We start from the raw sequence: 23,300 nt of genomic DNA, 5'->3' as shown, positions 1-23,300 counted from the left end.
ATGTCCCAACAGGTTTCTCTCGTCGCCACTTTGATTGCCAACCCGGCCAAAGCATCGCTTGCATCAGCGCTCGGGATTAAAGCCTCAGCAGCGGTGAATGCAACCGGACTCTATTGGCTGGCCGACAACATTGCCTGCGACATTGCACTTCCATCGGGGATCAGCAGTGAAGAAGCCGAAACCCTGCTGCGCCACTCGCTTGATGGCGCGCCGATCGATGTGGTGGTGCAGGAACAGGAGCTCCGGCGCAAGAAAATTCTGATTGCCGACATGGATTCCACGATGATCCAGCAAGAGTGCATCGACGAATTGGCAGAGGAAGCCGGACTGCGCGAGCATGTGGCGGCAATCACCGCACGCGCCATGAATGGTGAAATCGCTTTCGAACCTGCCTTGCGCGAGCGGGTGGCCTTGTTGAAAGGCCTGCCGCTCAATGTCATCGACAAGGTCATTTCAACCCGCATCACACTGATGCCCGGCGGGCCGGAACTCGTGCGTACCATGCGGAAACATGGTGCTTACACCGCGCTTGTGTCCGGCGGTTTTACCTCATTTACCCAGCGTATCGCCGAAATGATCGGCTTCAATGAAGACCGCGCTAACAGGCTGATCGACGATGGCATGTATTTGACCGGCCTTGTCACAGAGCCAATTCTCGGTCGTGAAGCCAAGGTCGAGAAACTCGTGGAAATCGCCGAGCGCCTCGGTCTCACACCGGATGACGCAATTGCGGTGGGCGACGGAGCGAACGATCTCGGCATGATCCAGCTTGCAGGCACTGGTATCGCACTTCACGCGAAGCCGACTGTGGCAGCGCAGGCTCGAATGCGGGTTGACCATGGCGACCTGACCGCCCTCCTCTATATTCAGGGCTATAGAAAGGCGGATTTCGTTCAATGATCATTCTGCAAACGCCGCGCCTCATCATCCGGAACTGGGAGGATCGCGACCGCGACCTGTTCCATGTCATCAATTCCGATGAAGAGGTAATGCGTTTCTTTCCCTTCCGCAGGAACCGCTCGCAATCGGATGAACTGTTCGACCACCTCCAGAAGATGATTTCTGAAACGGGTCTCGGTTTCTATGCCCTGGAAGAAAAAGAAGGCGGTCAGTGCATCGGCTTCGCCGGTCTCGCCCGCACCAGCCTCGAACCTTATTTCCCGGACGGTACTGTTGAAATTGGCTGGCGGCTGGCCACTCCATTTTGGGGCAAGGGCTATGTAACCGAAGCGGGCAAAGCGCTGATCGAATATGCTTTCGGCACCCTTGACCTCTCGGAAGTCGTTTCCTTCGCCGTCCATAATAACAAGCGGTCCACAGCCGTTATGCAGCGCATCGGCATGACCCGTGATCCGTCGAGCGATTTCGACCATCCCCGTGTGCCGGATGAAACTCCACATTTGAAGCTTCATTCCGTCTATCGCATTCAGGCAGACTGACCGGCCACCCATCCCGAAGACCACGCCCACTGGAAATTATAGCCGCCGAGCCACCCCGTAACATCGACCACCTCGCCGATGAAAAACAGGCCGGGAACGGATTTGGCTTCCATGGTCTTGGAGTCGAGATCGCGCGTGTCGACCCCTCCAAGCGTAACTTCAGCTGTACGGTAGCCTTCCGAACCGGCAGGTTTGATGCGCCAGTCGTTTATCGCTGCCTCGACACGGCGGAACGTCTTGTCGGACATATCTGCCAGATGGCCAGTCGCACTGATATCTTCGGCTATGGTCTGTGCAAGTTTCCTCGGAAGATAAAGCGCCAGCGCGGTCTGCAATGCCTGCTTGCCGTTCTGTTTGCGTTGCTCGCGCAGTGCTTCGAAAATACCCGTTTCCGGCAGCATCGCAATGCGGATTTCTTCACCTTCCCGCCAGTAGGAAGAAATCTGCAAGATCGAAGGGCCACTGATACCACGATGCGTAAAAAGCATTGCCTCGGCAAATTTGGTTTTGCCACAGGAGACAACGGCATCGACGGCAACACCGGCCAGCGGCTTCAGGCGTTCCAGTGTATTGGGTTCAAATGTCAGCGGAACCAGCGCCGGTCGTGTTTCGACAATCCGCAATCCGAACTGCGTCGCGATATCGTAACCGAAACCCGTCGCTCCCATCTTGGGGATCGACTTTCCTCCACACGCCACCACCAGTGATCGACAGCGCACTGGACCATCCGACAACTGGAGAGAAAAGCCCTGTGCTGATTTCTCGACGGAACTGACACTGCAGCCAAGCTTCAGTCGCGCGCCATGGCGCTTCATTTCCCCCAGCAACATTTCGATTATCTGCAACGCAGAGCCATCACAGAAGAGTTGGCCAAGCGTCTTCTCGTGATAAGCGATGCGGTGACGCTCCACGAGCGCGATGAAGTCGCGCTGCGTGTAGCGACTCATAGCCGAGATACAGAAATGCGGGTTCTGCGAGAGGTAGTTCTTCGGGCTTGCATAAAGATTGGTGAAATTGCAGCGACCACCGCCCGATATGCGGATTTTCTCACCGGCTGCCTTGGCGTGATCCACGACCAGTACGGAACGCCCGCGTTTGGCCGCCTCGATGGCACACATCATGCCTGCCGCGCCAGCGCCTATGACCACAATATCGACTGTTTCCAACTCACCCTACTCCGAATGGCGCCGGTCCATAGCACACCGGAGGCGAATGAAACAGAAGGCCCTGCAATTTTGAACGACGAATGAGGAGCACTAGAATCTCTTCGTGCGGTTCCGACGCCAAGTGATTCAAACCGCAAAACAAAACGGCATTGCAGTTTTCCCTGCAATGCCGTTTCAGCAGTACACTCAATTCAGGATCAATTGATCCGGACAGTCACAAAACGCAGTTCTCCCGAACGTGAGGCCAGCATCATAAGCGCGTTCTTGCGTCCTTCGCGGCGCAGCGCATCAATACGCTTCTTCACGTCCTCGGGCGTCTTCACATTCACCTGTCCGATATCGACGATAACATCGCCGGTTTCGATACGTTTCTCACCTGCGGCTGAGCCGGGGGAAACATACAGGACCGCAACACCTTCCACATCTTCCGCAATGCCAAATTCTCCGCGAACATCGTCATTCAGTTCGCTGAGCTTCATTCCAAGCACGCTCGGGGCAGCATCGCTTTTCTGCTCCTTTTTCGGCATATCCGGCGTTACCGTGCCTTCATCACCGCCCTCACCTTCCGGCGGCGGAGCCTGATCTTCCGTCGCAGCTTCGGTGCTCTTGTCGTCCTCAACCAGACGTCCCAGCTTGACTTTCAGCGTCTTTTCCTCGCCTTGGCGAACCACAACGATCTCGACTTCCTTGCCGACCGGAGTTTCTGCAACTAAGCGCGGCAGATCGCGGGCGGTATCGACCGGCTTGCCTTCGTAGCGGATCACGACATCGCCGGCTTCAATGGCCTCGTTGTCAACACCGGAATTTTCAATCAGCCCGGCAATCAGCGCACCCTTGGCTTCCTTCAGACCGAGGCTCTGGGCTATATCTTCAGTTACAGGCTGGATACGCACACCAAGCCAGCCACGGCGAACTTCGCCAAACTCCTTAAGCTGGTCGATAACACCCACAGCCATCTCGGCCGGGATAGCAAAGCCGATACCGATAGAGCCGCCCGATGGTGAGATGATCGCCGTGTTGATGCCGATCACCTTGCCATCCATGTCAAACAGCGGGCCGCCCGAATTGCCTCGGTTGATGGCCGCGTCAGTCTGGATGAAGTCATCATAGGGGCCAGAATTAATGTCGCGCTTGCGAGCCGAAATGATGCCCGCTGTTACCGTTCCACCGAGACCGAATGGGTTGCCAATTGCAAGAACCCAATCACCGATACGCGCTTTTTCCGAATTACCGAACTGCACGGCCTTCAGCTGGTGCTTGGACGGATCAACCTTGAGAATTGCCAAATCGGTCTTGATGTCTTTTCCAACCAGTTCCGCTTTCAGCTTGGAACCATCGTTGAAATTGACTTCGATTTCGTCCGCATCGGCGATGACGTGATTGTTGGTGACGATGAAGCCCTTGTCGGAATCGATGACGAAGCCGGAACCAAGCGACTGGACCTTGCGCGATTCGTCTCCCTGCACACCGCCCTTGTCACCAAAAAAATCCTTGAAATACTCCTGGAATGGAGAGCCTTCCGGCACCTGCGGCATCGGAATCGCACCGTCACTTTCGCCGTCTTCTTTGACGGTCTGCGAGGTCGAGATATTCACGACCGCATCCAGCAGTCCTTCGGCCAGATCGGCGACGGAAGCTGGCCCCTGAGCCGCGATTGCCGGAGGCGTTCCTATCGAAAGAGTGCCAGCGACGGTCATCGCTCCCAATGCCACGGTTGCGAAAAGGGTGCGAACAAATCCCGCCTTTGGTGCAATTGCCATGAAGCCCTGCTCCGTTCCTGTCTGCTTGCAGTCGTTTGATTAGCGATAAGTCGCTGCAAAATACGGCCTGTTTACGGCCCCGCATAGACTACAGACGATAAATAACGGAAGGAAAGCGGCTTATCCCCTGACAAGCCAGACAATGCCGACGCCGATTGCAAGGGCTGCAATCCCGGCAATGCGCAACATATTCTCCGGCGTCTCGCTCGCTTCACGAGCGAGCTTCTTCGCCAAAAAAGGAAAGCCGCCGTAGAGCAGCCCTTCGAGAACGAAGAGAAGACCTACGGCGGCTAGAAAATCGCTCATGAGCGTTTGACCCGGTTGTTACTGGGCAGGCGTTGCCAGCTTGCCGCCAGCATCACGGAAGAACTTGAAGAACTCCGAATCCGGCGAAAGAACCAGCGTTGTATCCGGTGTCTCAAGCGCTTCACGATAAGCGGACATCGACCGATAGAAGGCGAAGAAGCCAGGGTCTTTGCCTGCAGAACGTGCGAAGATTTCACTGCGCTGCGCATCGCCTTCACCGCGAAGGATTTCTGATTCCTTGCGTGCTTCCGCAATTGTTTCGACGACCTGGCGATCTGCAACAGCGCGGATACGCTGGGCAGCTTCACGGCCACGGGCACGCAGGCGCTCGGCTTCGGCAAGACGCTCCGCCTTCATGCGGTCATAGGTCTGCTGCGAGACTTCAGCTGTCAGATCGGTACGACGGATGCGCACATCGGCGATGGTCAGGCCAAGCGACGTTGCATCGGGACGAAGCTGGTCACGCACTTCGCGCATCATGTCGCCACGTTCTTCCGAAAGTGCCGCTTCGAAACCACGCTGGCCGTAAACACTACGCAATGCAGCATCGAGACGGGTGCGAAGACGCTGTTCAGCAAGCAGCGTGCTACCGGAAACGGTTTCACGGAACTTGCGCGCATCGGTGATGCGGTAGACGAGGAACGCGTCGACATCATAGAACTTGCCGCCCGAAACCTGAACGCGGATATCGTCCAGATCGAAACGCAACAGACGATCATCGATCAGCTGCACGGTATCTGCATCGAGGAAACCGAAAGGCAGTTTGAAATAGATGCCCGGTTCCGTCTTCACATCAACAATCTGACCGAAACGAAGCACGATGGCCTGCTGACGCTCAGATACGATAAAAGTAGCAGAGTAGATCAGGAAAGCGATGACGGCGATTATACCGCCAATGATTGGGAGCCTGTTCTGGGCCATTACTGGTTACCTCCGCTCGGGGTCGTCGTGGTCGCATTCACGCCGGGACGTGGCTGCTGGCGCATGAGTTCGTTCAGCGGCAGATAAGGCACGACATCCTTTCCAGGTTCGACAATAACTTTCTTGGTGCTCTTCAGCACCTGTTCCATGGTTTCGAGGAACAGACGGTTGCGCGTCACTTCCGGCGCCTTCTGGTATTCACCCAGAACGGAGCTGAAACGCTGCGCCTCACCTTCCGCGTCCTGAACGACACGGTTCTTGTAAGCGGCTGCCTCTTCGCGAAGCTGTGCTGCTTCACCGCGAGCCTGACCGAGCTTCTGGTTCGAATACTGGTTCGATTCTTCTACGAAACGATCTTCGTCCTGTTCAGCACGCTGCACTTCATCAAAGGCATCAGCCACTTCACGCGGCGGCGCTGCATCTTCGATGGAAACGGCATTGATCTGGATACCGGCCTTGTAAGTATCGAGCGTCTGCTGAACGATATCGCGAACGCTGGATGCGATTGCAGAACGGTTATCACGGAAAACGTCTTGAGCGGGACGACGACCGACGATTTCGCGGATCGCGCTTTCAGAAACCTGCTGCACCATCGCATCCGGATTATCGACGTTAAACAGATATGCCTGCGGATCGGAAACGCGGTAGAGAACCGAGAACTGAACGTTGACGATGTTCTGGTCGCCCGTCAGCATCAAGCCCTGCGTGGCACTCCGGTTGCCCTGCCCGCCAATATTGATCTGCTTTTCGACGATCTGCGCCTTTTCATAGGTTTCGATTGGCCACCAATGGAAATGCAGGCCCGGCTCGGACACTTCTTCCTTCGGCTTGCCAAAGCGCAGTTCAACGGCAAGTTCGTCCGGCTGCACGGTATAGATCGACTGGAAGAGCCAGAAGCCGACGACTGCCGCGCCAATAAGGAAAAGAACGCCGCGATTGCTGCCGCCCTTGCCACCACCACCGGGGAAGACCTGCTTCAGACGATCTTGTCCTTTACGCAGAATGTCTTCGAGATCAGGTGGTGTGTTCGGGCCGCCGCCGCGTGGGCCCTTCGGTCCTTGTCCCCAGGGGCCGCCATTATTGTTGTTATTGTTATTATCGCCGCCGCCGCCCCATGGGCCGCCGCCACCATTCTGATTACTCCAGGGCATCCTCACCTCTCGTCCAGGCGACGGGAAAGCGAGCTGCCCACTCCCGTCATCAACTAATGTTTCCGTTTTATAGGCATCGGGAGGTCCGCTTTCAACGCGAAGACGACAAAATTCGTGAACTATGCTTTACACAGCACGTTTTTCGTACACGAAATAGCGCGTTGGGTGACTATCCTTGTCACCGGCGGGCACATCCTCCTGCGAAATGACGCACCAGATTTGCGGATCGATTTCTGGAAAATGCGTATCTCCGTCGATCTCGGCCAGAACCCGAGTCAGATGAATGCGATCGGCAAGCGGCAAGGCCTCCGCATAAATCTTTCCGCCACCTATGATGCAAACCTCTCTGAGGCCCAGATCAAAAGCCAGCTTTTGTCCGAGCGCAATTGCCTCTTCGAGAGAACCGACAATGCTCGCGCCTTCAGTCCGAAATTCCTTGTCCCTCGTCACCACGATATTGGGTCGCCCCGGCAAGGGACGTCCGATGGATTCCCAGGTCCTCCGCCCCATGATAACCGGCTTGCCGAGTGTCAGGGCCTTGAAACGCTTGAGATCAGTCGAGAGACGCCATGGCATATCGTTGTCACGCCCGATGACACCGTTTTCGGCGGCAGCAACAATGATCGAAACTATCGGCCGACTAGAGGACATAGTGCACCTCAGACCGCAATCGGGGCTTTGATCGTCGGGTCAGCTTCGTAACCTTCAAGCTGGAAATCCTCGAAACGGAAGGCAAATAGGTCCTTCACTTCTGGATTGATCCACATGGTCGGCAATTTCTTTGGCGTCCGGGTAAGCTGCAAATGCGCCTGCTCGAAATGATTGGCGTAAATATGCGCATCACCCAGCGTATGAATAAATTCTCCCGGCTTCAGCCCGGCGACCTGCGCGATCATCATCGTCAACAACGCATAGGAAGCGATATTGAACGGCACGCCCAGAAAAATATCCGCCGAACGCTGATAAAGCTGGCAGGAGAGCTTTCCGTCCGCGACATAAAACTGGAAAAGACAGTGACATGGCGGCAGGGCCATTTCATCGACCAACGCCGGGTTCCACGCCGATACGATCAGACGCCGCGAATTGGGATTTCCATGCAGCATTTTCATAAGATTCGCGATCTGATCGATGTGACGGCCATCCGGCGCAGGCCAAGAGCGCCATTGATAGCCGTAAACTGGCCCGAGATCGCCATTCTCGTCTGCCCATTCGTCCCAAATCGAGACACCGTTCTCCTTCAGATAGGCGATATTCGTGTCGCCTTTCAAGAACCACAGCAGCTCATGGATAATCGAGCGGAGATGCAGCTTCTTGGTCGTAAGAACCGGGAAGCCTTCTTCAAGATTGAAGCGCATCTGATAGCCGAAAACCGACCGCGTGCCGGTGCCTGTGCGGTCGCCACGGTCCACGCCGTTATCCAGCACATGTTGAAGAAGATCGAGATAGGTGCGCATGAGGATTATCCGGAACCGATTCGTTTTGAAACCACTATAAAGAAAAAACCCCGGCGTGAGACACCGGGGCTTTGGATTCACGAGATCGCTGTGGATCAAAGGTCGCCGAGTTTTCCGAGCTGCTTTGCAACCAGATAATAGAAGGTGACGCGATTTTTGTTGCGGTCGCCCTTCATAACTTCTGCAACATGCGCAACCACTTCATCGCCCTTGGCTTCATCATCGACGCCGAGTTTCTTCGCAACCCAGTTGGTGCGGACGCGCTTCATCTCTTCCGGGTCCGTTGCCGAAACGAGCGAGGAATCGCGATTGCGCAACGCAATACCCAGATGCTTGACGATCTTGTCGACTACAGCTTCATCGGCACCGGCATCGTAGCGACGGACATCCGCGAGATATTCACTCATATATCCACTCTCCTTCGAATGGGGTACAGTACCCCGTTTCAGCCACGGAATCCGGCTATATAAGAATTCACTTGCCGACCCCGATATGTTGCGAGGATTGACCAGCAAATGCAGGCTGTCAATGAAAAATGAACGCAAGGGCTAGTTGTCGAGGTTCGCAGGCAAACCCCGTTAAAAACTGCGCCCCCTCTTCCAATCACGATCAACCGCGCCTATATACGGCGTGTCGGCGCAAGCCGACTATGGTGATAAACGGACGGTGTAATAAACCCATTGGACCCGGGGGCGGTACCCGGCGCCTCCACCAGAATACAGATCAGCCTATCGGTTTGTACTGTGGCGGGGGCGAAATAGGATCGACAAGGGTGTAAAGATCGCTCTTTTACTCGGCATGATACCACCGTTATCGGGTCAATTGAGTAGTTGCAAATGACAACAAAGCTCAGGGTTATGCTCTCGCTGCCTAATGGCGGTGCGGGAAACCCACTCTAAAGTCCTTAGGGTTAGCCCCTTAAGGCGGGGTTCGGAGGCACCTGGCAACAGAAGCCTCCACTTTCCCTTCCCCAAAGCCTATGCAGCCGCAGCTTCCGTATCCAGTTCGCTCGCCTTACGCGAAAGAACGATCTGCGTCAGCACGAAGGCCGTCAGCGCACAACCGGCGATTCCGCCTACCATCGGCAGAGCCGTTCCATCAAAGAATGAACCGGTTACACCAATCGCCACGCCGCCAATCACGAAATGCAGCGTCCCCATCAGCGCGGAAGCAGTTCCAGCAATCTCGCCGTAATCCTCAAGAGCCAGAACTGCCGTTGTCGGGATAACGAGGCCGAGAAAACCATATCCCACGAACAGGAAGCCTGCGATCAGCCAAAGCGACTGATGGCCCATGAGTGCCGCGGCGAACATGGCGAGCATTGCCGCTGCAAAACCGGAGACCGCGAATCGCATGACGCGGCGAAGCCCGAAGCGCGATCCCAACCACCCATTCAACTGCGACACGCCGAAGAACGATACCGCATTGGCCGAGAATGCAATGGCATATTGCGTCGGCGTCAGGCCGTAATGGTCGATAAGCACGAAGGACGAATTCGCGAGATAGACGAAGAACGACGCGATGCCAAAGCCGCCGACAAAAACCAACCCAAGGAAATAACGGTCCTTGAGCAGACGGCCATAGCCGCGCAGGGCACTGCCCAGATTGCTTTCAAGTCGTGCCTCTGCCGTCCGCGTCTCTTTCTGTGCAGTTGCCACCAGAATGATACCGATAGCGGCAGCGACCAGAACCGCCCAGAAAACACCACGCCAGCCAAAGAAACTGATGATGACCGAGCCGGTCAGCGGCGCCAGAATCGGCGAAATAGAGAAAACCAGCATCAGAAGCGACATCAGACGCGCTGCCTCGATGCCTGTATGAAGGTCGCGCACGACAGCCCGTGGAATGACCATACCTGCCGCTGCTCCCAGCCCCTGAACGAAGCGGAAAAGCACCAGCACATCTATATCGGTCGCCATAGCAGAACCGATACTGCCGATACCAAACAGTACCAGACCGCCGTAAAGCGGAAGTTTGCGTCCGACCATGTCGGACAGCGGCCCGCAGAAAAGCTGCGCAACCGCAAGAGCAATGAAAAAGGCCAGAAGACTCATCTGCACAGCACCAGTTTCCGCATGCAAATCAGCGGCAATGGTGGGCAGAGCTGGCAGATACATATCGATCGCAAATGGGCCAATGGCGGAAAGAAGGCCAAGAACAATGGCATTGCGCACAAGACTAGAAGCCATGGGGGACGCGCTTTCATCAATGTTTCGTGAGATTCCCGCACCGATTTCGGATCTCCGGTTTTGCTTGGGAGGATGGCGCCATCGGGCTCGCAAAATCGGTACAGGACAGATAATTATTTGTATTCGCTACCAGTTTTCGTCTGAGCCGTATGATGTCGACCTGTTTTCCATTACAGTCGACACTTGAAAACTCTGCAACGAAAGGCATTCTATACGCATGGTCAAAACAGATTTGACACTAATGTCAAATTAGACACCATTGTCCAAAACGTCAAGCTATCTTATGTTGGAGTTATGAAGCCTACTGACATAATCGACATGGCCGCCCTGCCCGAGAAGCGTGCTGTATCCGAAAAGGGCCTGAATTCCGCGGCGATAAAGCCCGGACAGTGCATGAAGCGCGACTTCATTTTGTGCTCTGCGGCACGCGTTTTCAATCGCGATGGTTTTCAGGGCGCGAGCATAGACCTTATTGCCAACGAAGCGGGCGTGTCGCGTCAGACCATCTATAATCACTATCGCGACAAGGAAGCCTTGCTTGCCGCCGTCGTTGAGGATGCGCTTGCGCGCATGAATGCGAGCCTGTTCGCAGTTCTGGCTACCTTCCCCCAGACTGGGGAAAATCTGGAGCACGATCTGGTGGCTTTCTCGATCCGCATGAGCCGGAATTGCATTTACGATTCGTCCGGTGCGTTTCTGCGCAAGGTCATGCAGGCCAACGATACCAATCTGCCGCTCGCAGCCAATATTTGCAGCACCAAAGGTCCGGCACAAGCTATTCCGGCTATAGCGGCACGTCTGGCGCGCCTTGCCATGGATGGACATCTACGCGTTGACGATCCAGATCTTGCTGCACGCCATTTCATGGCACTCATCAATGCCGATACGCACTATCATATGCTGACGGGCCAAGGCGTTGATGATGCAATCATCGAGAAGAGCGCCGTCAACGGAGTGCGCACCTTCCTGATGGCCTTCGGAAGACGATAGGGCAAGCGCACCCTGCTGCGTTCAAAAATTGCACATCTTTCCGCCACAGGCATCGCCCTGTAGCATTTTCAAGTCATATATCATCGGTTCCTGCGAGAACGAACTTGACATCGACCTCCGAATCCGTGGGATAAGCAAACCATGGTACAGGACCTAATCCGTTACGATATTCTCGCTCAGGAAGCCCTACGCGGCGTCATTCGCAAGGTTCTTGCGGAAGTGGCCAAGGCTGGCTTGCCAGGTAACCATCATTTCTTCATCACGTTCCTGACTGGAGCGCCCGGTGTGCGAATTTCCTCGCGCCTGAAGGAGAAATATCCCGAGCAGATGACAATCGTTTTGCAGCATCAGTTCTGGGACATGCTGGTTACAGATCAGCTGTTCGAAGTTGGCCTGTCGTTCGGTGATATTCCTGAAAAGCTTACGGTGCCTTTTTCTGCCGTCCGTGGCTTCTACGACCCTTCGGTCAATTTCGAACTCGAGTTCGATGTCGCGGTCGCACAGCCGGAAAGCGACAATGACGAAGGCGGCAATGTAGCCCCTATCGAAATCCTCCCGACGGAAGCACCGGTCGAGAAGTCAGAAAAGCCCAAATCGAAGTCGCGCAAGACTGCAGCCGAAAAAGAAGCCGCCGCGGCCAAAGACAGCAATGCAGATGATGGCGCCGACAAGGAAGCCAAACCTTCTGCCGATGTTGTTTCTCTGGATGCCTTTCGGAAGAAATAATTCCGCGCGGTCCATCCTCATGTGAAGAATGTGCCAGAGCTCCTGCTGGTTTCGTCCGTTTGTTTGATTGGATAGTTCAGATTCACTGTTGATCGTGATCAATGGTGAAAAACAAGCAGGCGTTTTATACTCTGTTCTGACGGCAACCAGTTCAGGATTGATTTCGATGATTCGTGCAATTGCTCAGGCAGTATTGTGGATAAGCGGCATCGTAGCCGCCTTCTTTGTGGCAAAGGACGAACCCAACTTTCCTCTTCTGCAGATGACAGTTGGGCTCATACTTCTAATTCTGGTGTCCTTGGCCATCTGGTGGTTTACCAATCCGAAGGACCCCCAGAAATAAAGCCAGCCTATTACGAGCTTGCTAGATTGAACCGAAACGCAGTATTTTTTCAGAAGCTTCAACATTTCCACGTGGTTCCATGAGCGACATCGTCAATCTCAGGCAGTTTAAAAAGCAGAAAGCCCGCGCTGAAAAAGAAAATCGGGCTGACCAGAACCGCATTCAATTCGGTCTAACGAAGACTGAAAAGGCCTTCGCCCGTACGGAAGCAACGAAAGTGGAACGTTTTCTGGATCAGAACCGTCTGGAAAAGAACGATAAGCCGGACGAGACAAAGTGAACTCGTCCGGGCGGTTACGCAAACATTCCGTCAGTATTCGCGGACACGCGACCAGCTACACGCTTGAAGACCCATTTTTCGAACTGATTGAGGAGATTGCTGCCGAGCGGGAGTTGTCCGTGGCGGCTCTGATCGCCGAAATCGACAGCAAGCGTGACAGGTCAATCAATCTGTCTTCCGCGCTCAGGCTCCACGTTCTCGACTGGCTTAAGTCCAGAATAACTCAAGGCTGAGGTGCTGGTAGCGCAGGTGTCGGTTCCAGACTTTTCAGGAATTCATTCAGGGATTGACCGCCCTCTGGCGATACCAGGGGATCTTTCGATCCACCAGCCGGCCCGCCTTGGGGTTTCTCTGCCTCAAGCCGTTGGGCTTCCTCAGCAGTTTTCCGAGCCACTTCGCGCGCACTGGCCTCGGCGCGTCGTCTCGCCTCGTCCTCACGCTGCGAACGATCACGTTCCGCTTCATCCGCTTCGAAAAGCCCAAGCTGACGACGAAGACGCTGCTTTTCCATCAGGCTCGCCTGCATGGATTCAACACGTTCCTGTTCCCGTTCAAGCGCACGCTGGGTCAGGAACTGAACGAGCGGCTGCTTGTCGAATGACATCTGGGGCTCGTTGTAGCTACCGCCCAGCGAGAAGGCTACCTGCGGCGAGATGCCAGTATCGGCGCCATCCCCGTTCTGGAATGTCAAAGTACCGTTTCCGCCAATTCCAAGTGTCGACAGATCGAATTGCAGATCGCTGAGAAGAGCAGCACTTCCATCGCTCAGATTTGCCGCAGCCATACGCGCGACACCGCCGCTGATCGTAAAGTCAAACCGCGCATTACCGGGTGCAAATGTGCCCTGCCCGGTTGCCTTATCGGCAATGGCGACAAATTGCTTGGAAGCGAGCTTGTCAGGACCGGAAGACTGGTCGCCCGTGGCATCGGCTGCCGCGATCATTGCAGGCAATGCCGTCCCATCCAGACCATTGACGGTAAAATTCTCCACATCAAAACTTGCAGTTCCGGCCAATGACCCGACCAGTGCGGTAACGCTCTCACCACTGCCATTCAGATTAACAGCAGCCTTCACTACACCGCCAAGCGGTGCAATACCACTCTCGAGCTGGTAAAAATCCTTGAGGTTTGCGCCACTCCATTTCAGCTCTGTCGAGAGGATAGCGTTCTTGTCGCTGTTGCTCAGAGACACGTTGCCAATGAGATATCCACCCGCCCAGTTGCCGGTCAATTCATTCAACTGGAGCCCGTCCATGGTCTTCACAAGCCGTGCGGCAAAGTCCGTGGCCGTTCCAAATCCATCCATGTGAGCCTGCGCCACGCTGAGTTTCATGTCCAACAGCAGCGGCAGTGACGGGCGGACCGCGAATGCTCCGCGTGGCCAGATTGACTTCGCGGTGGGCTTTGCCGGCTCGAATGCATCCTGCCCAAGCATGATCGCTGCAAGACTAGCGACCTCAAGCGTCGCGAGCTTTGCCTCCCCCTTCAACTGCGGCAGACCGCTATCGGCAAAATTGGCCTCCAGCCGCGCGGAAACATCTTCTCCATCCAGCTTTCCGGCGAGATTGGGGAACCGCAAGATACCCTTTGCAAACTGAAAATCGCTGGCAAGGTCTGCCGAAAGCCCTTCACCAAATCCGGGCAGTGCGAAACCCGCCGTTGCGATGAACGGTTGCAGATCGGCGGACTTCAGTTGGGCCTTGCCGCTGGCAGCGACATCCCCTCCGATCAACGAAATCACACCATCTGCCACAGCCGACCCGTCAGGTACCGTGAGCTTGAGCAATGTCCGCATGCCTGCACTCGGCGCACCCTGCATGCTCAGATCGGCAGTGAGCTCACCAGCAAGCCCAAGCGGCAAGGCGGGTAAGCCGATCAATGCGAGTACCACCTCGCCTTGATCCGATGTTGCCGTGCCGTTCAATTGCATCTGTAACGGCTCGCTCTCACCCTCGCCGCCGCTCGCCGTGCCCGAAAGGTCCAACTTCATGCCGCCTGTTTTTCCGGTAACGCTGAACGAAAATTCGCCGACACCAGGAGCGCTTTTGGTATTTGTCTCGACAGGCCGTGCACCCTTGCCCTTGGATGCCGTACCTTTTGAAGGCACCTTGTCGGCTTGTGGCACGGACGGCGCCACCGCGTTGGCAATGACATTAATTTCGCTATCCTCGAACAACCCTGGAAAATTCGCCGCACGGATCGAGAGCGCATGAAACAGCGGGAGCTGCGGATAGCGATTGGCCATCAACGAGAGGAAACGCGAAAGGTCGCCGGACAGGATCGTCGCATCGAGCGAGCCGGAAGGCGTATTGGCAAAAGGCTCATAAGTGCCTGTTGCGGTCAGCGTCGTGCCCGCTACATCACCGACCAGCAGCCGGTCGAAATCGAAGCGCCCGTCATGCAGCCGAATCGCCATATCGACATTGCCCGCTTCCATGTCCTGATAGCGGACGGGCCCTGCCTTGAATGCCAGGTTCAGCGACTGACCGTCGAGAAAACCCAGCCCGTCACCACTGGAGAAAAAGGCTGTAAAGGCTTGTAGCGCTTCGCTTTCAACCGCGCCGCCATTGAGGGCTAGCGTGATCGCTGGCTGCGCCAGCCCCTTCACTTCGCGAACAAACGAGCCTTTGAGTGTTGTCTTCCCCAACGCAATTTCGAGATTATCGATCCGCTGCATTCCGTCACGAAGATCGACCTGTCCTGAAAAACCCGCGCCTTCGAGCTTGCGCACGGAATCGTCAACAGTCTCGTTGAGCCAGCTTGCCAGACCGGACGGCTGACGTGAGGCAACGAGCATATCGCCCCTGAAGCCGAAATCCTTGCCAACCGAGAGCGTGCCCTTGGCTTCTACCTTGGTTCGTCCCGGAAGGTCGGCAGCGAACTGACGAATATTCCAGTTCTTTCCGTCCGGTTCCGCGCTCACTGTGACCGAGCGTATCGTTGTGCCGCCCGCGATGACGGCAGGAAGACGCAAATCCACATTGCCGGGTATGGTCGGAATGGGCAGTTGCTCGAGAACGCGGCGTGCTATCGTAATACGATCAGCCGCCGGCATTGCGGAACCGGATTGTTCTTCGCTGGTGGCTTCATTCGGCCCCCAGAAAAGCTGCTGTCCATCGGCGCTGACCTCGAAACGCGGCTTGTCGCCATAATCGATAAATGCCTTGCCGTTCACTACATAAGGATTGTCGGCAGGTCCCTGCTCCATCCGGAATTCGCTGGCATCGAAGCGATTGCGATCCGCCTTGAATTTACCGGTTACTCGCACACCACTGAAGAAGGGCGCTTCCGTCGGCGTTTTCTGTTCCTTAGTCGTCTTGGCAACCATATCGGAAGAGCGAAGCGAAAAATCACCGGCATAGTCGAGCCGACCGTCAGTTACGGTCACATCGCCATCCGTCTCGAAAGTAGCTGGGATAGCATCCGGCGAGATTCGAGCGCGTACACGTAGCGACCCGTCCGGCTTCGCCTCGCCGCTCGAAAGATCGATCGCCAGCCTTTCGCCCTGAAGAACGAGACTTCCGTTTGCTTGCCACGGACCTGCAAGACTGTTTGCCGAGATCACAGCATTGAGTTCGGTAGCTGTATGACTGCGACCGCTTGCCTGTTCGCGAAGGGTAATCGTTCCGTCATTGACGGAAAGCCGTTCCAGCTTGATTTTCGTCGGATCGAGCGGCGTCGATGGGCGGATTGCCCAATCAACCTTGCCGCTTTTGTCGAGAGAAATTGTAGCCCGAGGACGATCCACGCGCATATCGAAAATCAGAAGCTGGCCGCGCAGAAACGGCATCAGTTCGGCATCCATCGAAAACGTATCGACAGTCATCACCGGATGAGTTGCATCGGCCCCAACACGCACATCAGAGAACGCGACGGAAGGAAACGGCAAAAGCCGCGCACTGACGTCACCGGCGACCTTGACGGGACGGCCCAGAACACGGCTCGCCTCGCGCTCGAAATCGGCACGATAGCCGCTCCAGTCAACAAAAGGCGGCACAACAAGTGCTGCCGTCAACAGCAGCACGAGAAGCCCGCCGACGATGACGAATATGCGGCCCAAGAACCAGCTCCGGTCAAACAGATTGCAAGTTAGCGCGAAACAAAGAGTGAATCACGCTGTCTTTATCTGCGCAACATAACGGCATCGATCCGGCGACAACAAGGCAAATTGCATCGCAGCCACATCGATATGCACGCCTGCCTGAATCAAACTATTGGCAAACCCGTCCAAACGGCTGATTTGAATCACGAAATCAGTATTTTGCCCGGGTTCATGATATTATCGGGATCGAGTGCGTTCTTGATGGCGCGCATATAGTCCGTGGCTTCACCCAGCTCCATCGCCAGATACTTCATCTTGCCCTGCCCGATGCCATGTTCGCCGGTGCAGGTTCCCTCCATGGCAATGGCGCGTTTGGCCAGCCGATCCATGAAAGCTTCGGCGCGCTCCATCTCGCTGGCGTCTCCTGTATCAAGGAGCAGGAGAAGGTGAAAATTACCATCCCCCACATGCCCGACAATCGGAGCTATAAGGCCTGTTTCGGCAAGGTCTTTTTCCGTCTCGCCGATGCAATCGGCCAGACGCGAAATCGGCACGCAGACATCGGTGGAAACGCCCTTGCAACCGGGCCTCAGCAGGAAGGACGCAAGATAGGCGTCGTGACGCGCGCGCCAAAGCCGGTCACGTTCCTCAGCATCGTGGGTCCACCGGAATTCGCCGCCGCCATTGCCCGCAGCAATTTCTCCAAACAATTCCGCCTGTTCGGCAACGCCATTTTCCGTGCCGTGGAACTCAACAAACAGATAGGGCTGCGCCTCGTAAGGCAGTTTGGAGTGAAGGATCAGCGCCTGCATCTGGAGTGTATTCACAAGCTCGATACGTGCAACGGGAATACCCATCTGGATGGTTTCAATCACTGTGCGGCAAGCCGAATCCACATCCGGGAAAGGACAGATACCACCGGAGATCGCCTGCGGTATCCCCTGCAGTTTCAATGTCAATTCAGTGATGATGCCAAGTGTTCCCTCGGCTCCGACGAGCAGCCTCGTGAGATCGTAACCCGCAGCCGTCTTCTTCACACGCTTGGAAGTCTCGATCAGCCGCCCATCGGGCATCACAGCTTTCAGCGCCAGCACATTCTCGCGCATGGTCCCATAACGCACTGCATTCGTACCGGACGCACGGGTGGAAGCCATGCCGCCCAGCGTGGCATTGGCACCCGGATCAATCGGAAAGAACAGTCCCGTATCGCGCAGATATTCATTCAGTTCCCGGCGCGTAATGCCCGGTTCCACCACGCAATCCAGATCTTCCGCGTGCACGGCAATCACCCTATTCATGCGCGTGAGGTCAAGAGAGACGCCACCAGCGGGCGCATTCACCTGCCCTTCGAGCGACGAACCGGCGCCGAAGGCGATAACCGGAACGCGGTGTTCGGCGCAGATACGCACAACATCCTGCACCTCCTGCGCAGTCTCCGCAAAGATGACGATGTCCGGCGCCTGTGTCGGCACATAGGTCGTCGTGTGGCCGTGCTGCTCGCGGATAGCCTGACCGGTCTGCGCACGCTCACCGAAACGCTGCTTGAGAATACCCACGGCTGCTGCAATACCGTTCTCATTGCGTGCAAGCGCGACAACATTTTCGAGCGACATCGTTCATTCTCCGAAATTCATATTCAAACAGCAGGCAACGCCAATGCGACAGGGTCTTGTCCAAGGTGTTCGGCGACAGCCCGGATAACCAGATTATGGTCCTCGCGCTGCGGCAGCCCCGATACGATTACGGCGCCGATCACGCCGGCCCCGGAAACACGGATCGGAAATCCGCCACCCGCGAGCGCGTAATCTTCCACATTCAATGCTTTATGGGGAGCAAACATGCGATCGTCGCGATTCTGTTCCAGAACAAGACGATAGGTCGAAGCATGAAAGCGGCGCACGACATTGAACTTACGGCGCAACCACTCCTGATTGTCCACAGTGCTTCCGGCGGTCGTCGCATAAAATAATTGCCGGTCCCACAGGGAAATTTCGGTGGCAATACCTAGCTTTTCCTTCACGGCGATATCGCGAATGCGCGCGCCCACCGCAAATGCGCCGTTCTCGTCAAATGACGGAAAAATAAGCGCCTGTTCCTGCCGGATGATCTGCGCAATCGCCTGCTTGTTGTCGTCGCCCTGTGCCATTTTCTGCATTCCCCCGATGAGCCGCACGAAATCTGTGCGTTCCTTGTGCGCCTTCGATCACGTGATTGCAATAAGGGTTGTCCGCCATCAAACTTGATTGATCGAACACAAGCGGCTAGTGGAGCCTTATGGTTCAGAACCCCAATATAGATGTGCCTTTGAAAGGCGATCAAATACCGGAATTTGTCGAAACCGCCGTGTTCAAGCGCGACGTGTTCTCGGAAACCCATGCCGGCTACTTCGTAGGCGATCCCGATACCCGTATCATCCGTCGCGTCGTAAGCGCTGCTCCCTGGTGGTCGAAGCCGCTGGCATGGATATTGGCCCGGCGCGAAATCCGCGGCCTCAAGACGGTACGCGGCATTGAAGGTGTCCCGCAACTGATCGCCACCGACAAGGACGGGCTGTATCGATCCTGGACCGAAGGCACACCGCTGCATCTTGCGCGTCCTTCCGATCCGAAATGGTATCGCACCGCGCACCGCATCCTGCGCGATATGCGCCGTCTTGGTGTCACCCACAATGACCTCGCCAAACCACAAAACTGGCTGATGACGCCCGAAGGTGAAGCTGCAGTCATCGATTTCCAGCTTGCAAGTGTTCATCATCGTCGTGGCGCCCTCTATCGCCTGATGGCTTATGAAGACTTCCGCCATCTCATCAAGCAGAAGCGCGCTTTTGCAAAGGACATGATGACACCAACGGAAAAGCGCATTCTGGCGCGCCGTTCCCTGCCGTCGCGCATCTGGCTGGCGACAGGCAAGAAAGTTTACAACTTCATCACGCGCGGCATTTTCAGCTGGTCGGACGGCGAAGGCACCGGTGACCGGATCGACAATGAAGGTCCTGCTATTCAGGCTGCCCTCAAATCCGATCCGCGTGTCTCGGATGTAGCTCTCGCGCTTTATTCGCTGCCAGCCAAGGGCGTCGGCATCTACGCCTTCGTGGAAACGCTAAGTGCCGACGAAAAAAGCCTGCGCGCAAGACTCAAGGGCCAGAAGGTTGAACTGATCCAGCCGGTTGCCCATCTGCCACGACGCATAGACGGAACCATCCGGGACGACATTCTGCGGCTGATCGCGATGAACCAGATGACGGAACTCGACGATCTGTTGCAGCGCGAACCGGAACTGCGTGGACTGGTTGAAGCACTGGCTTCGCATCGCCTGAACTTTACGGATCGTCGCGTCACTCAATTAGAGTAGTCGAATATTTTAACCCTTTCGCTGGTCTTTCAGCCACGAATCATTACATTCGGGTCAAATGTCTGACTTTCCCGACGATATGCCGTTTTTCGGCGATGACGACGCTCCGGCAGGCCGCACGCCTGCTCCCGGTGGCATCGCCGCACGTGCCATGGCAGCACGCAACCAGCAGCGTGGCGAACCCGATTACCTGAAAGGGCTGAACCCGGAACAGCGTCAGGCTGTCCTGACGACAGAGGGTCCTGTTCTGGTACTTGCCGGTGCGGGGACGGGAAAAACGCGCGTTCTGACAACGCGTATCGCACATATTCTGACCACCGGCCTTGCCTATCCGAGCCAGATTCTCGCCGTGACTTTCACGAACAAGGCCGCGCGCGAAATGAAAGAGCGCATAGGTCATCTGGTTGGAGGTGCGGTCGAAGGCATGCCATGGCTTGGCACGTTCCACTCGATCGGTGTCAAGCTGTTGCGCCGTCATGCGGAACTTGCAAATCTGACATCGGATTTCACGATCCTCGATACCGATGACGTGATCCGCCTCATCAAGCAGCTCATTCAGGCGGAAGGCCTTGATGACAAGCGCTGGCCTGCCCGCACCTTCGCCAACATGATCGACGGCTGGAAGAACAAGGGATTCGGGCCGTCCGATATTCCCGAAGGCGATGCGCGCTCGTTCGGCAACGGTCGCGGACGCGAGCTTTATCAGGCCTATCAGGAGCGCCTGCGGACATTGAACGCCTGCGATTTCGGCGATCTTCTGCTGCATCCGATCCGTATCTTCCGCAATCATCCGGATATCCTGCGCGAATATCACGCGAAGTTCCGCTACATTCTGGTGGACGAATATCAGGATACGAATACGGCGCAATATTTGTGGCTGCGTCTGCTGGCACAGCGACCAAAACCACGAACGACAGCGCCAACACAGGCCGGAGGCTCGCCAGTACAGCCCGCTAGGGCGTCCGAAGGCCCCCGCAGAGCCGATGAGCGCAGCGAATTCGGCGTGAGCGGGGATAAGGTCAATCTATGTTGCGTCGGCGACGACGATCAGTCGATCTACGGCTGGCGCGGAGCGGAAGTGGACAATATTCTTCGCTTCGAAAAGGATTTTCCGGGCGCAGTCGTCATCAAGCTTGAGCGCAACTACCGCTCCACGGCACATATCCTCGGCGCAGCCGCCCACCTGATCGCACATAATGAAGGCCGTCTCGGCAAAACACTGTTTACCGAAGCGCCCAATCCGGACGATCCGAAGGTAAAAGTTCATGCAGCATGGGATTCCGAAGAGGAAGCCCGTGCTGTCGGCGAAGCCATTGAGCAGGCCCAGCGTCAGGGGCACCTCCTCAACAACATGGCGATCCTCGTCCGCGCTTCCTTCCAGATGCGTGAGTTCGAAGACCGTTTTGTCACGCTCGGCCTCAACTATCGCGTCATCGGCGGCCCACGCTTCTACGAGCGGCTCGAAATACGTGATGCGATGGCCTATCTGCGCGTCGTGGCACAACCGGCCGACGATCTGGCGCTGGAGCGCATCATCAACACGCCTAAGCGTGGTCTGGGCGAAGCCGCGATCCGCCAGATTCACGACTATGCCCGCGCGCGCGATATTTCCATGTTCGCTGCTGCCTGCGACCTCATTGAAACCGAGGAATTGAAGCCGAAGCCACGCTCCGCACTGCGCGAAGTGGTCGAAAACTTCCTGCGCTGGCAATCCCTGATCGACAACACACCGCATACGGAACTGGCCGAAACCATTCTGGATGAATCCGGCTATACGGCCATGTGGCAGAATGACAAGTCTGCGGAAGCGCCGGGCCGGCTTGAAAACCTCAAGGAACTGATCCGTTCCATGGAGGAATATGAGAGTCTGCGTGGATTCCTTGAGCACGTCGCACTCGTCATGGATGCCGAGCAGAACGAGGATCTCGATGCCGTCAACATCATGACGCTGCATTCGGCCAAGGGTCTGGAGTTTGAAACCGTTTTCCTTCCCGGCTGGGAAGAAGGCTTGTTTCCGCACCAGCGCGCACTTGATGAAGGCGGACGTTCCGGCCTTGAGGAAGAGCGCCGTCTCGCCTATGTCGGCGTGACCCGCGCCAAGAAAAATCTGCATATCTGGTTCGTTTCCAACCGACGCATCCACGGCATGTGGCAATCGACCATTCCTTCCCGTTTTCTGGAAGAACTGCCGGAAGCACATGTGGAAGTGGCCGAACTGGAGGGCAATTACGGCGGTTATGGCGGCGGCTACGGACAGTCCCGCTTCGACAAGGCCGATCCGTTCCAGAATTCCTATTCGACGCCGGGCTGGCAGCGTGCACAGCAGAACCGATCCGATGCCACACGCAACAACTGGGGTTCTCGTTCGGGCAGCAAAGTGGAACGCATCGGCTATGGCGAGACCGATTCCGGCTTTGGTGCCGGGCGCGGCTCCGTGAAGGGACGCACGATTGACGGTGAACTGGTGGCCAAGTCAGTGGCTGACAAGCCATCGGCCTTCAAGCCCGGCGATCGCGTGTTCCATATCAAGTTCGGAAATGGCACGATCTCGCTTATCGATGGCAACAAGCTGACCATCGATTTCGACAAGGCCGGACAGAAGCGCGTTCTCGACAGCTTCGTCCAGCCTATCTAAATTCCATCTTGAATCAGAGATTGGCAGCTGGACTATTCCGGCTTGCCCTTCGCCCAAGTGACATCACCCTTGTAAAGCGGCACGGTTGAAAGCGACGTTTTCGCTGAACCGTCCTGAACCTGTGTCGCATGGGCGAGATAAAGCAGCGTATTATTTGTCTTGTCATAAATGCGGGTGATGACAAGCTTCTTCCAGATCAGACTGGTACGCTCGGAGAAAACCCGTTCTCCACCCTTGCCGAGATTGATATCACCGATTGTGATCGGCCCTGTCTGCTCGCATGAGATGGACGCATTGGACGGGTCCTCAAACCAGTTGCCTTTCTGCAGCCGATCGATCATGCCGCGCGAAAACGACGCCAGATGACAGGTTACGCCCTGCACTTTCGGGTCCTGCACCGCATCGATGACGATATCGTTTCCAAGCCAGTCGACGCCAACCTTGCCAACTTCTTCCGCCGGCGCCGCCGAAGCGGCAACGACCAGCATGGGAGCAAGCAACAACCAGGCAAAACGCTTCAGTCCGACCATATCTTCCAGCCTCCAGA

Annotated in this window: 22 protein-coding genes and 1 other RNA gene; 10 read left to right on the top strand and 13 right to left on the bottom strand. The window is 56.0% G+C overall.

The features are described from left to right. Both serB and HWX93_RS06555 read left to right on the top strand, forming a co-directional pair. Nucleotides 1-900, top strand: a complete 900-nt coding sequence (gene serB, locus HWX93_RS06560) for a phosphoserine phosphatase SerB (RefSeq protein WP_176036898.1) — start codon at nt 1-3, stop codon at nt 898-900. Next, a complete protein-coding gene (locus tag HWX93_RS06555; RefSeq protein ID WP_176036897.1) occupies nt 897-1,439 on the top strand; it encodes a GNAT family N-acetyltransferase in 543 nt (180 codons plus the stop codon). Before serB ends, HWX93_RS06555 begins: the two co-directional genes overlap by 4 nt. Here HWX93_RS06555 and HWX93_RS06550 read toward each other — a convergent pair. From HWX93_RS06550 to HWX93_RS06515, 8 genes are all read right to left on the bottom strand, one after another. Continuing rightward, nucleotides 1,427-2,605, bottom strand: coding sequence for an NAD(P)/FAD-dependent oxidoreductase (locus HWX93_RS06550; protein WP_176036896.1), 1,179 nt, complete (start codon nt 2,603-2,605; stop codon nt 1,427-1,429). The two genes, HWX93_RS06555 and HWX93_RS06550, sit on opposite strands and share 13 nt — an antisense overlap. 197 nt (nt 2,606-2,802) lie before the next feature. Further along, complete coding sequence (locus HWX93_RS06545; RefSeq protein ID WP_176036895.1) at nt 2,803-4,365, bottom strand: Do family serine endopeptidase; 1,563 nt, start codon at nt 4,363-4,365, stop codon at nt 2,803-2,805. 120 nt (nt 4,366-4,485) lie between these two features. After that, a complete protein-coding gene (locus HWX93_RS06540) occupies nt 4,486-4,671 on the bottom strand; it encodes a DUF2065 domain-containing protein (RefSeq protein ID WP_105542215.1) in 186 nt (61 codons plus the stop codon). Nucleotides 4,672-4,689: 18 nt separating this feature from the next. Further along, nucleotides 4,690-5,592 carry a protease modulator HflC gene (gene hflC, locus HWX93_RS06535; RefSeq protein WP_176036894.1) on the bottom strand — a complete coding sequence of 301 codons (903 nt, stop codon included), beginning with the start codon at nt 5,590-5,592 and terminating at the stop codon, nt 4,690-4,692. After that, a complete protein-coding gene (gene hflK, locus HWX93_RS06530; protein ID WP_061346037.1) occupies nt 5,592-6,743 on the bottom strand; it encodes an FtsH protease activity modulator HflK in 1,152 nt (383 codons plus the stop codon). Before hflK ends, hflC begins: the two co-directional genes overlap by 1 nt. A 126-nt stretch (nt 6,744-6,869) precedes the next feature. Next, a complete protein-coding gene (locus tag HWX93_RS06525; RefSeq protein WP_176036893.1) occupies nt 6,870-7,394 on the bottom strand; it encodes a dihydrofolate reductase in 525 nt (174 codons plus the stop codon). An 8-nt stretch (nt 7,395-7,402) separates the two neighbouring features. Continuing rightward, nucleotides 7,403-8,197, bottom strand: a complete 795-nt coding sequence (locus HWX93_RS06520) for a thymidylate synthase (RefSeq protein ID WP_176036892.1) — start codon at nt 8,195-8,197, stop codon at nt 7,403-7,405. Between the two features lie 95 nt (nt 8,198-8,292). After that, nucleotides 8,293-8,604, bottom strand: a complete 312-nt coding sequence (locus HWX93_RS06515; protein WP_109989067.1) for a DUF2853 family protein — start codon at nt 8,602-8,604, stop codon at nt 8,293-8,295. A 186-nt stretch (nt 8,605-8,790) separates the two neighbouring features. Between HWX93_RS06515 and ssrA the strand changes: the two genes are divergently transcribed. After that, nucleotides 8,791-9,158: a transfer-messenger RNA gene (ssrA, locus tag HWX93_RS06510) on the top strand. A 16-nt stretch (nt 9,159-9,174) separates the two neighbouring features. Here the strand turns inward: ssrA and HWX93_RS06505 are convergent. Continuing rightward, on the bottom strand, nt 9,175-10,386 hold the full coding sequence (locus tag HWX93_RS06505) for a multidrug effflux MFS transporter (protein ID WP_176036891.1): 1,212 nt from the start codon (nt 10,384-10,386) through the stop codon (nt 9,175-9,177). 294 nt (nt 10,387-10,680) lie between these two features. On the opposite strand from HWX93_RS06505, the gene HWX93_RS06500 reads away from it, so the two are divergent. The 5 genes from HWX93_RS06500 to HWX93_RS06480 all read left to right on the top strand — a co-directional run bounded on the left by HWX93_RS06500 (nt 10,681) and on the right by HWX93_RS06480 (nt 12,958). After that, nucleotides 10,681-11,376: a TetR/AcrR family transcriptional regulator gene (locus HWX93_RS06500; RefSeq protein ID WP_176036890.1), complete on the top strand. Its 696-nt coding sequence runs from the start codon at nt 10,681-10,683 to the stop codon at nt 11,374-11,376. A 141-nt stretch (nt 11,377-11,517) separates the two neighbouring features. Next, nucleotides 11,518-12,102 (top strand): SspB family protein, encoded by a 585-nt coding sequence (locus HWX93_RS06495; RefSeq protein ID WP_176036889.1) that lies wholly within the window; start codon nt 11,518-11,520, stop codon nt 12,100-12,102. Nucleotides 12,103-12,190: 88 nt separating this feature from the next. Further along, nucleotides 12,191-12,445: a hypothetical protein gene (locus HWX93_RS06490; RefSeq protein ID WP_176036634.1), complete on the top strand. Its 255-nt coding sequence runs from the start codon at nt 12,191-12,193 to the stop codon at nt 12,443-12,445. 79 nt (nt 12,446-12,524) lie between these two features. Further along, nucleotides 12,525-12,725: a DUF4169 family protein gene (locus HWX93_RS06485; RefSeq protein WP_176036888.1), complete on the top strand. Its 201-nt coding sequence runs from the start codon at nt 12,525-12,527 to the stop codon at nt 12,723-12,725. After that, entirely contained in the window at nt 12,722-12,958 is a 237-nt protein-coding gene (locus tag HWX93_RS06480; protein WP_109989062.1) for a ribbon-helix-helix domain-containing protein, read from the top strand. Before HWX93_RS06485 ends, HWX93_RS06480 begins: the two co-directional genes overlap by 4 nt. Here HWX93_RS06480 and HWX93_RS06475 read toward each other — a convergent pair. The 3 genes from HWX93_RS06475 to HWX93_RS06465 all read right to left on the bottom strand — a co-directional run bounded on the left by HWX93_RS06475 (nt 12,949) and on the right by HWX93_RS06465 (nt 18,913). Then, nucleotides 12,949-16,785, bottom strand: a complete 3,837-nt coding sequence (locus HWX93_RS06475; protein ID WP_176036887.1) for an AsmA family protein — start codon at nt 16,783-16,785, stop codon at nt 12,949-12,951. The two genes, HWX93_RS06480 and HWX93_RS06475, sit on opposite strands and share 10 nt — an antisense overlap. A gap of 185 nt (nt 16,786-16,970) precedes the next feature. Continuing rightward, nucleotides 16,971-18,380, bottom strand: a complete 1,410-nt coding sequence (locus HWX93_RS06470; protein WP_176036886.1) for an FAD-binding oxidoreductase — start codon at nt 18,378-18,380, stop codon at nt 16,971-16,973. A 23-nt stretch (nt 18,381-18,403) separates the two neighbouring features. After that, complete coding sequence (locus tag HWX93_RS06465) at nt 18,404-18,913, bottom strand: heme-degrading domain-containing protein (RefSeq protein WP_176036885.1); 510 nt, start codon at nt 18,911-18,913, stop codon at nt 18,404-18,406. Nucleotides 18,914-19,041: 128 nt separating this feature from the next. Here HWX93_RS06465 and HWX93_RS06460 point away from each other — a divergent pair, with 128 nt between their 5' ends. Beyond that, nucleotides 19,042-20,118: a serine/threonine protein kinase gene (locus HWX93_RS06460; RefSeq protein ID WP_176036884.1), complete on the top strand. Its 1,077-nt coding sequence runs from the start codon at nt 19,042-19,044 to the stop codon at nt 20,116-20,118. Nucleotides 20,119-20,176: 58 nt separating this feature from the next. Then, nucleotides 20,177-22,753: an ATP-dependent helicase gene (locus HWX93_RS06455; RefSeq protein WP_176036883.1), complete on the top strand. Its 2,577-nt coding sequence runs from the start codon at nt 20,177-20,179 to the stop codon at nt 22,751-22,753. A 32-nt stretch (nt 22,754-22,785) separates the two neighbouring features. Here HWX93_RS06455 and HWX93_RS06450 read toward each other — a convergent pair whose 3' ends face one another. Beyond that, nucleotides 22,786-23,283, bottom strand: coding sequence for a CreA family protein (locus HWX93_RS06450; RefSeq protein WP_176036882.1), 498 nt, complete (start codon nt 23,281-23,283; stop codon nt 22,786-22,788). Nucleotides 23,284-23,300: the final 17 nt, after the last annotated feature.

The organism is Brucella tritici (genome assembly GCF_902825325.1).
GTDB lineage: Bacteria > Pseudomonadota > Alphaproteobacteria > Rhizobiales > Rhizobiaceae > Brucella.
The sequence above is the reverse complement of the archived record's forward strand: the minus strand, read 5'-3'. Positions and strand labels throughout refer to the sequence as shown.

What these genes read in the sequence shown, in the direction of transcription:
- serB (WP_176036898.1), top strand. Translation starts at nt 1, where the DNA reads ATGTCCCAACAGGTTTCTCTCGTCGCCACTTTGATTGCCAACCCGGCC.
- HWX93_RS06555 (WP_176036897.1), top strand. Translation starts at nt 897, where the DNA reads ATGATCATTCTGCAAACGCCGCGCCTCATCATCCGGAACTGGGAGGAT.
- HWX93_RS06545 (WP_176036895.1), bottom strand. Translation starts at nt 4,365, where the DNA reads ATGGCAATTGCACCAAAGGCGGGATTTGTTCGCACCCTTTTCGCAACC.
- HWX93_RS06540 (WP_105542215.1), bottom strand. Translation starts at nt 4,671, where the DNA reads ATGAGCGATTTTCTAGCCGCCGTAGGTCTTCTCTTCGTTCTCGAAGGG.
- hflC (WP_176036894.1), bottom strand. Translation starts at nt 5,592, where the DNA reads ATGGCCCAGAACAGGCTCCCAATCATTGGCGGTATAATCGCCGTCATC.
- hflK (WP_061346037.1), bottom strand. Translation starts at nt 6,743, where the DNA reads ATGCCCTGGAGTAATCAGAATGGTGGCGGCGGCCCATGGGGCGGCGGC.
- HWX93_RS06525 (WP_176036893.1), bottom strand. Translation starts at nt 7,394, where the DNA reads ATGTCCTCTAGTCGGCCGATAGTTTCGATCATTGTTGCTGCCGCCGAA.
- HWX93_RS06520 (WP_176036892.1), bottom strand. Translation starts at nt 8,197, where the DNA reads ATGCGCACCTATCTCGATCTTCTTCAACATGTGCTGGATAACGGCGTG.
- HWX93_RS06515 (WP_109989067.1), bottom strand. Translation starts at nt 8,604, where the DNA reads ATGAGTGAATATCTCGCGGATGTCCGTCGCTACGATGCCGGTGCCGAT.
- HWX93_RS06505 (WP_176036891.1), bottom strand. Translation starts at nt 10,386, where the DNA reads ATGGCTTCTAGTCTTGTGCGCAATGCCATTGTTCTTGGCCTTCTTTCC.
- HWX93_RS06500 (WP_176036890.1), top strand. Translation starts at nt 10,681, where the DNA reads ATGAAGCCTACTGACATAATCGACATGGCCGCCCTGCCCGAGAAGCGT.
- HWX93_RS06495 (WP_176036889.1), top strand. Translation starts at nt 11,518, where the DNA reads ATGGTACAGGACCTAATCCGTTACGATATTCTCGCTCAGGAAGCCCTA.
- HWX93_RS06485 (WP_176036888.1), top strand. Translation starts at nt 12,525, where the DNA reads ATGAGCGACATCGTCAATCTCAGGCAGTTTAAAAAGCAGAAAGCCCGC.
- HWX93_RS06470 (WP_176036886.1), bottom strand. Translation starts at nt 18,380, where the DNA reads ATGTCGCTCGAAAATGTTGTCGCGCTTGCACGCAATGAGAACGGTATT.
- HWX93_RS06465 (WP_176036885.1), bottom strand. Translation starts at nt 18,913, where the DNA reads ATGGCACAGGGCGACGACAACAAGCAGGCGATTGCGCAGATCATCCGG.
- HWX93_RS06460 (WP_176036884.1), top strand. Translation starts at nt 19,042, where the DNA reads ATGGTTCAGAACCCCAATATAGATGTGCCTTTGAAAGGCGATCAAATA.
- HWX93_RS06455 (WP_176036883.1), top strand. Translation starts at nt 20,177, where the DNA reads ATGTCTGACTTTCCCGACGATATGCCGTTTTTCGGCGATGACGACGCT.
- HWX93_RS06450 (WP_176036882.1), bottom strand. Translation starts at nt 23,283, where the DNA reads ATGGTCGGACTGAAGCGTTTTGCCTGGTTGTTGCTTGCTCCCATGCTG.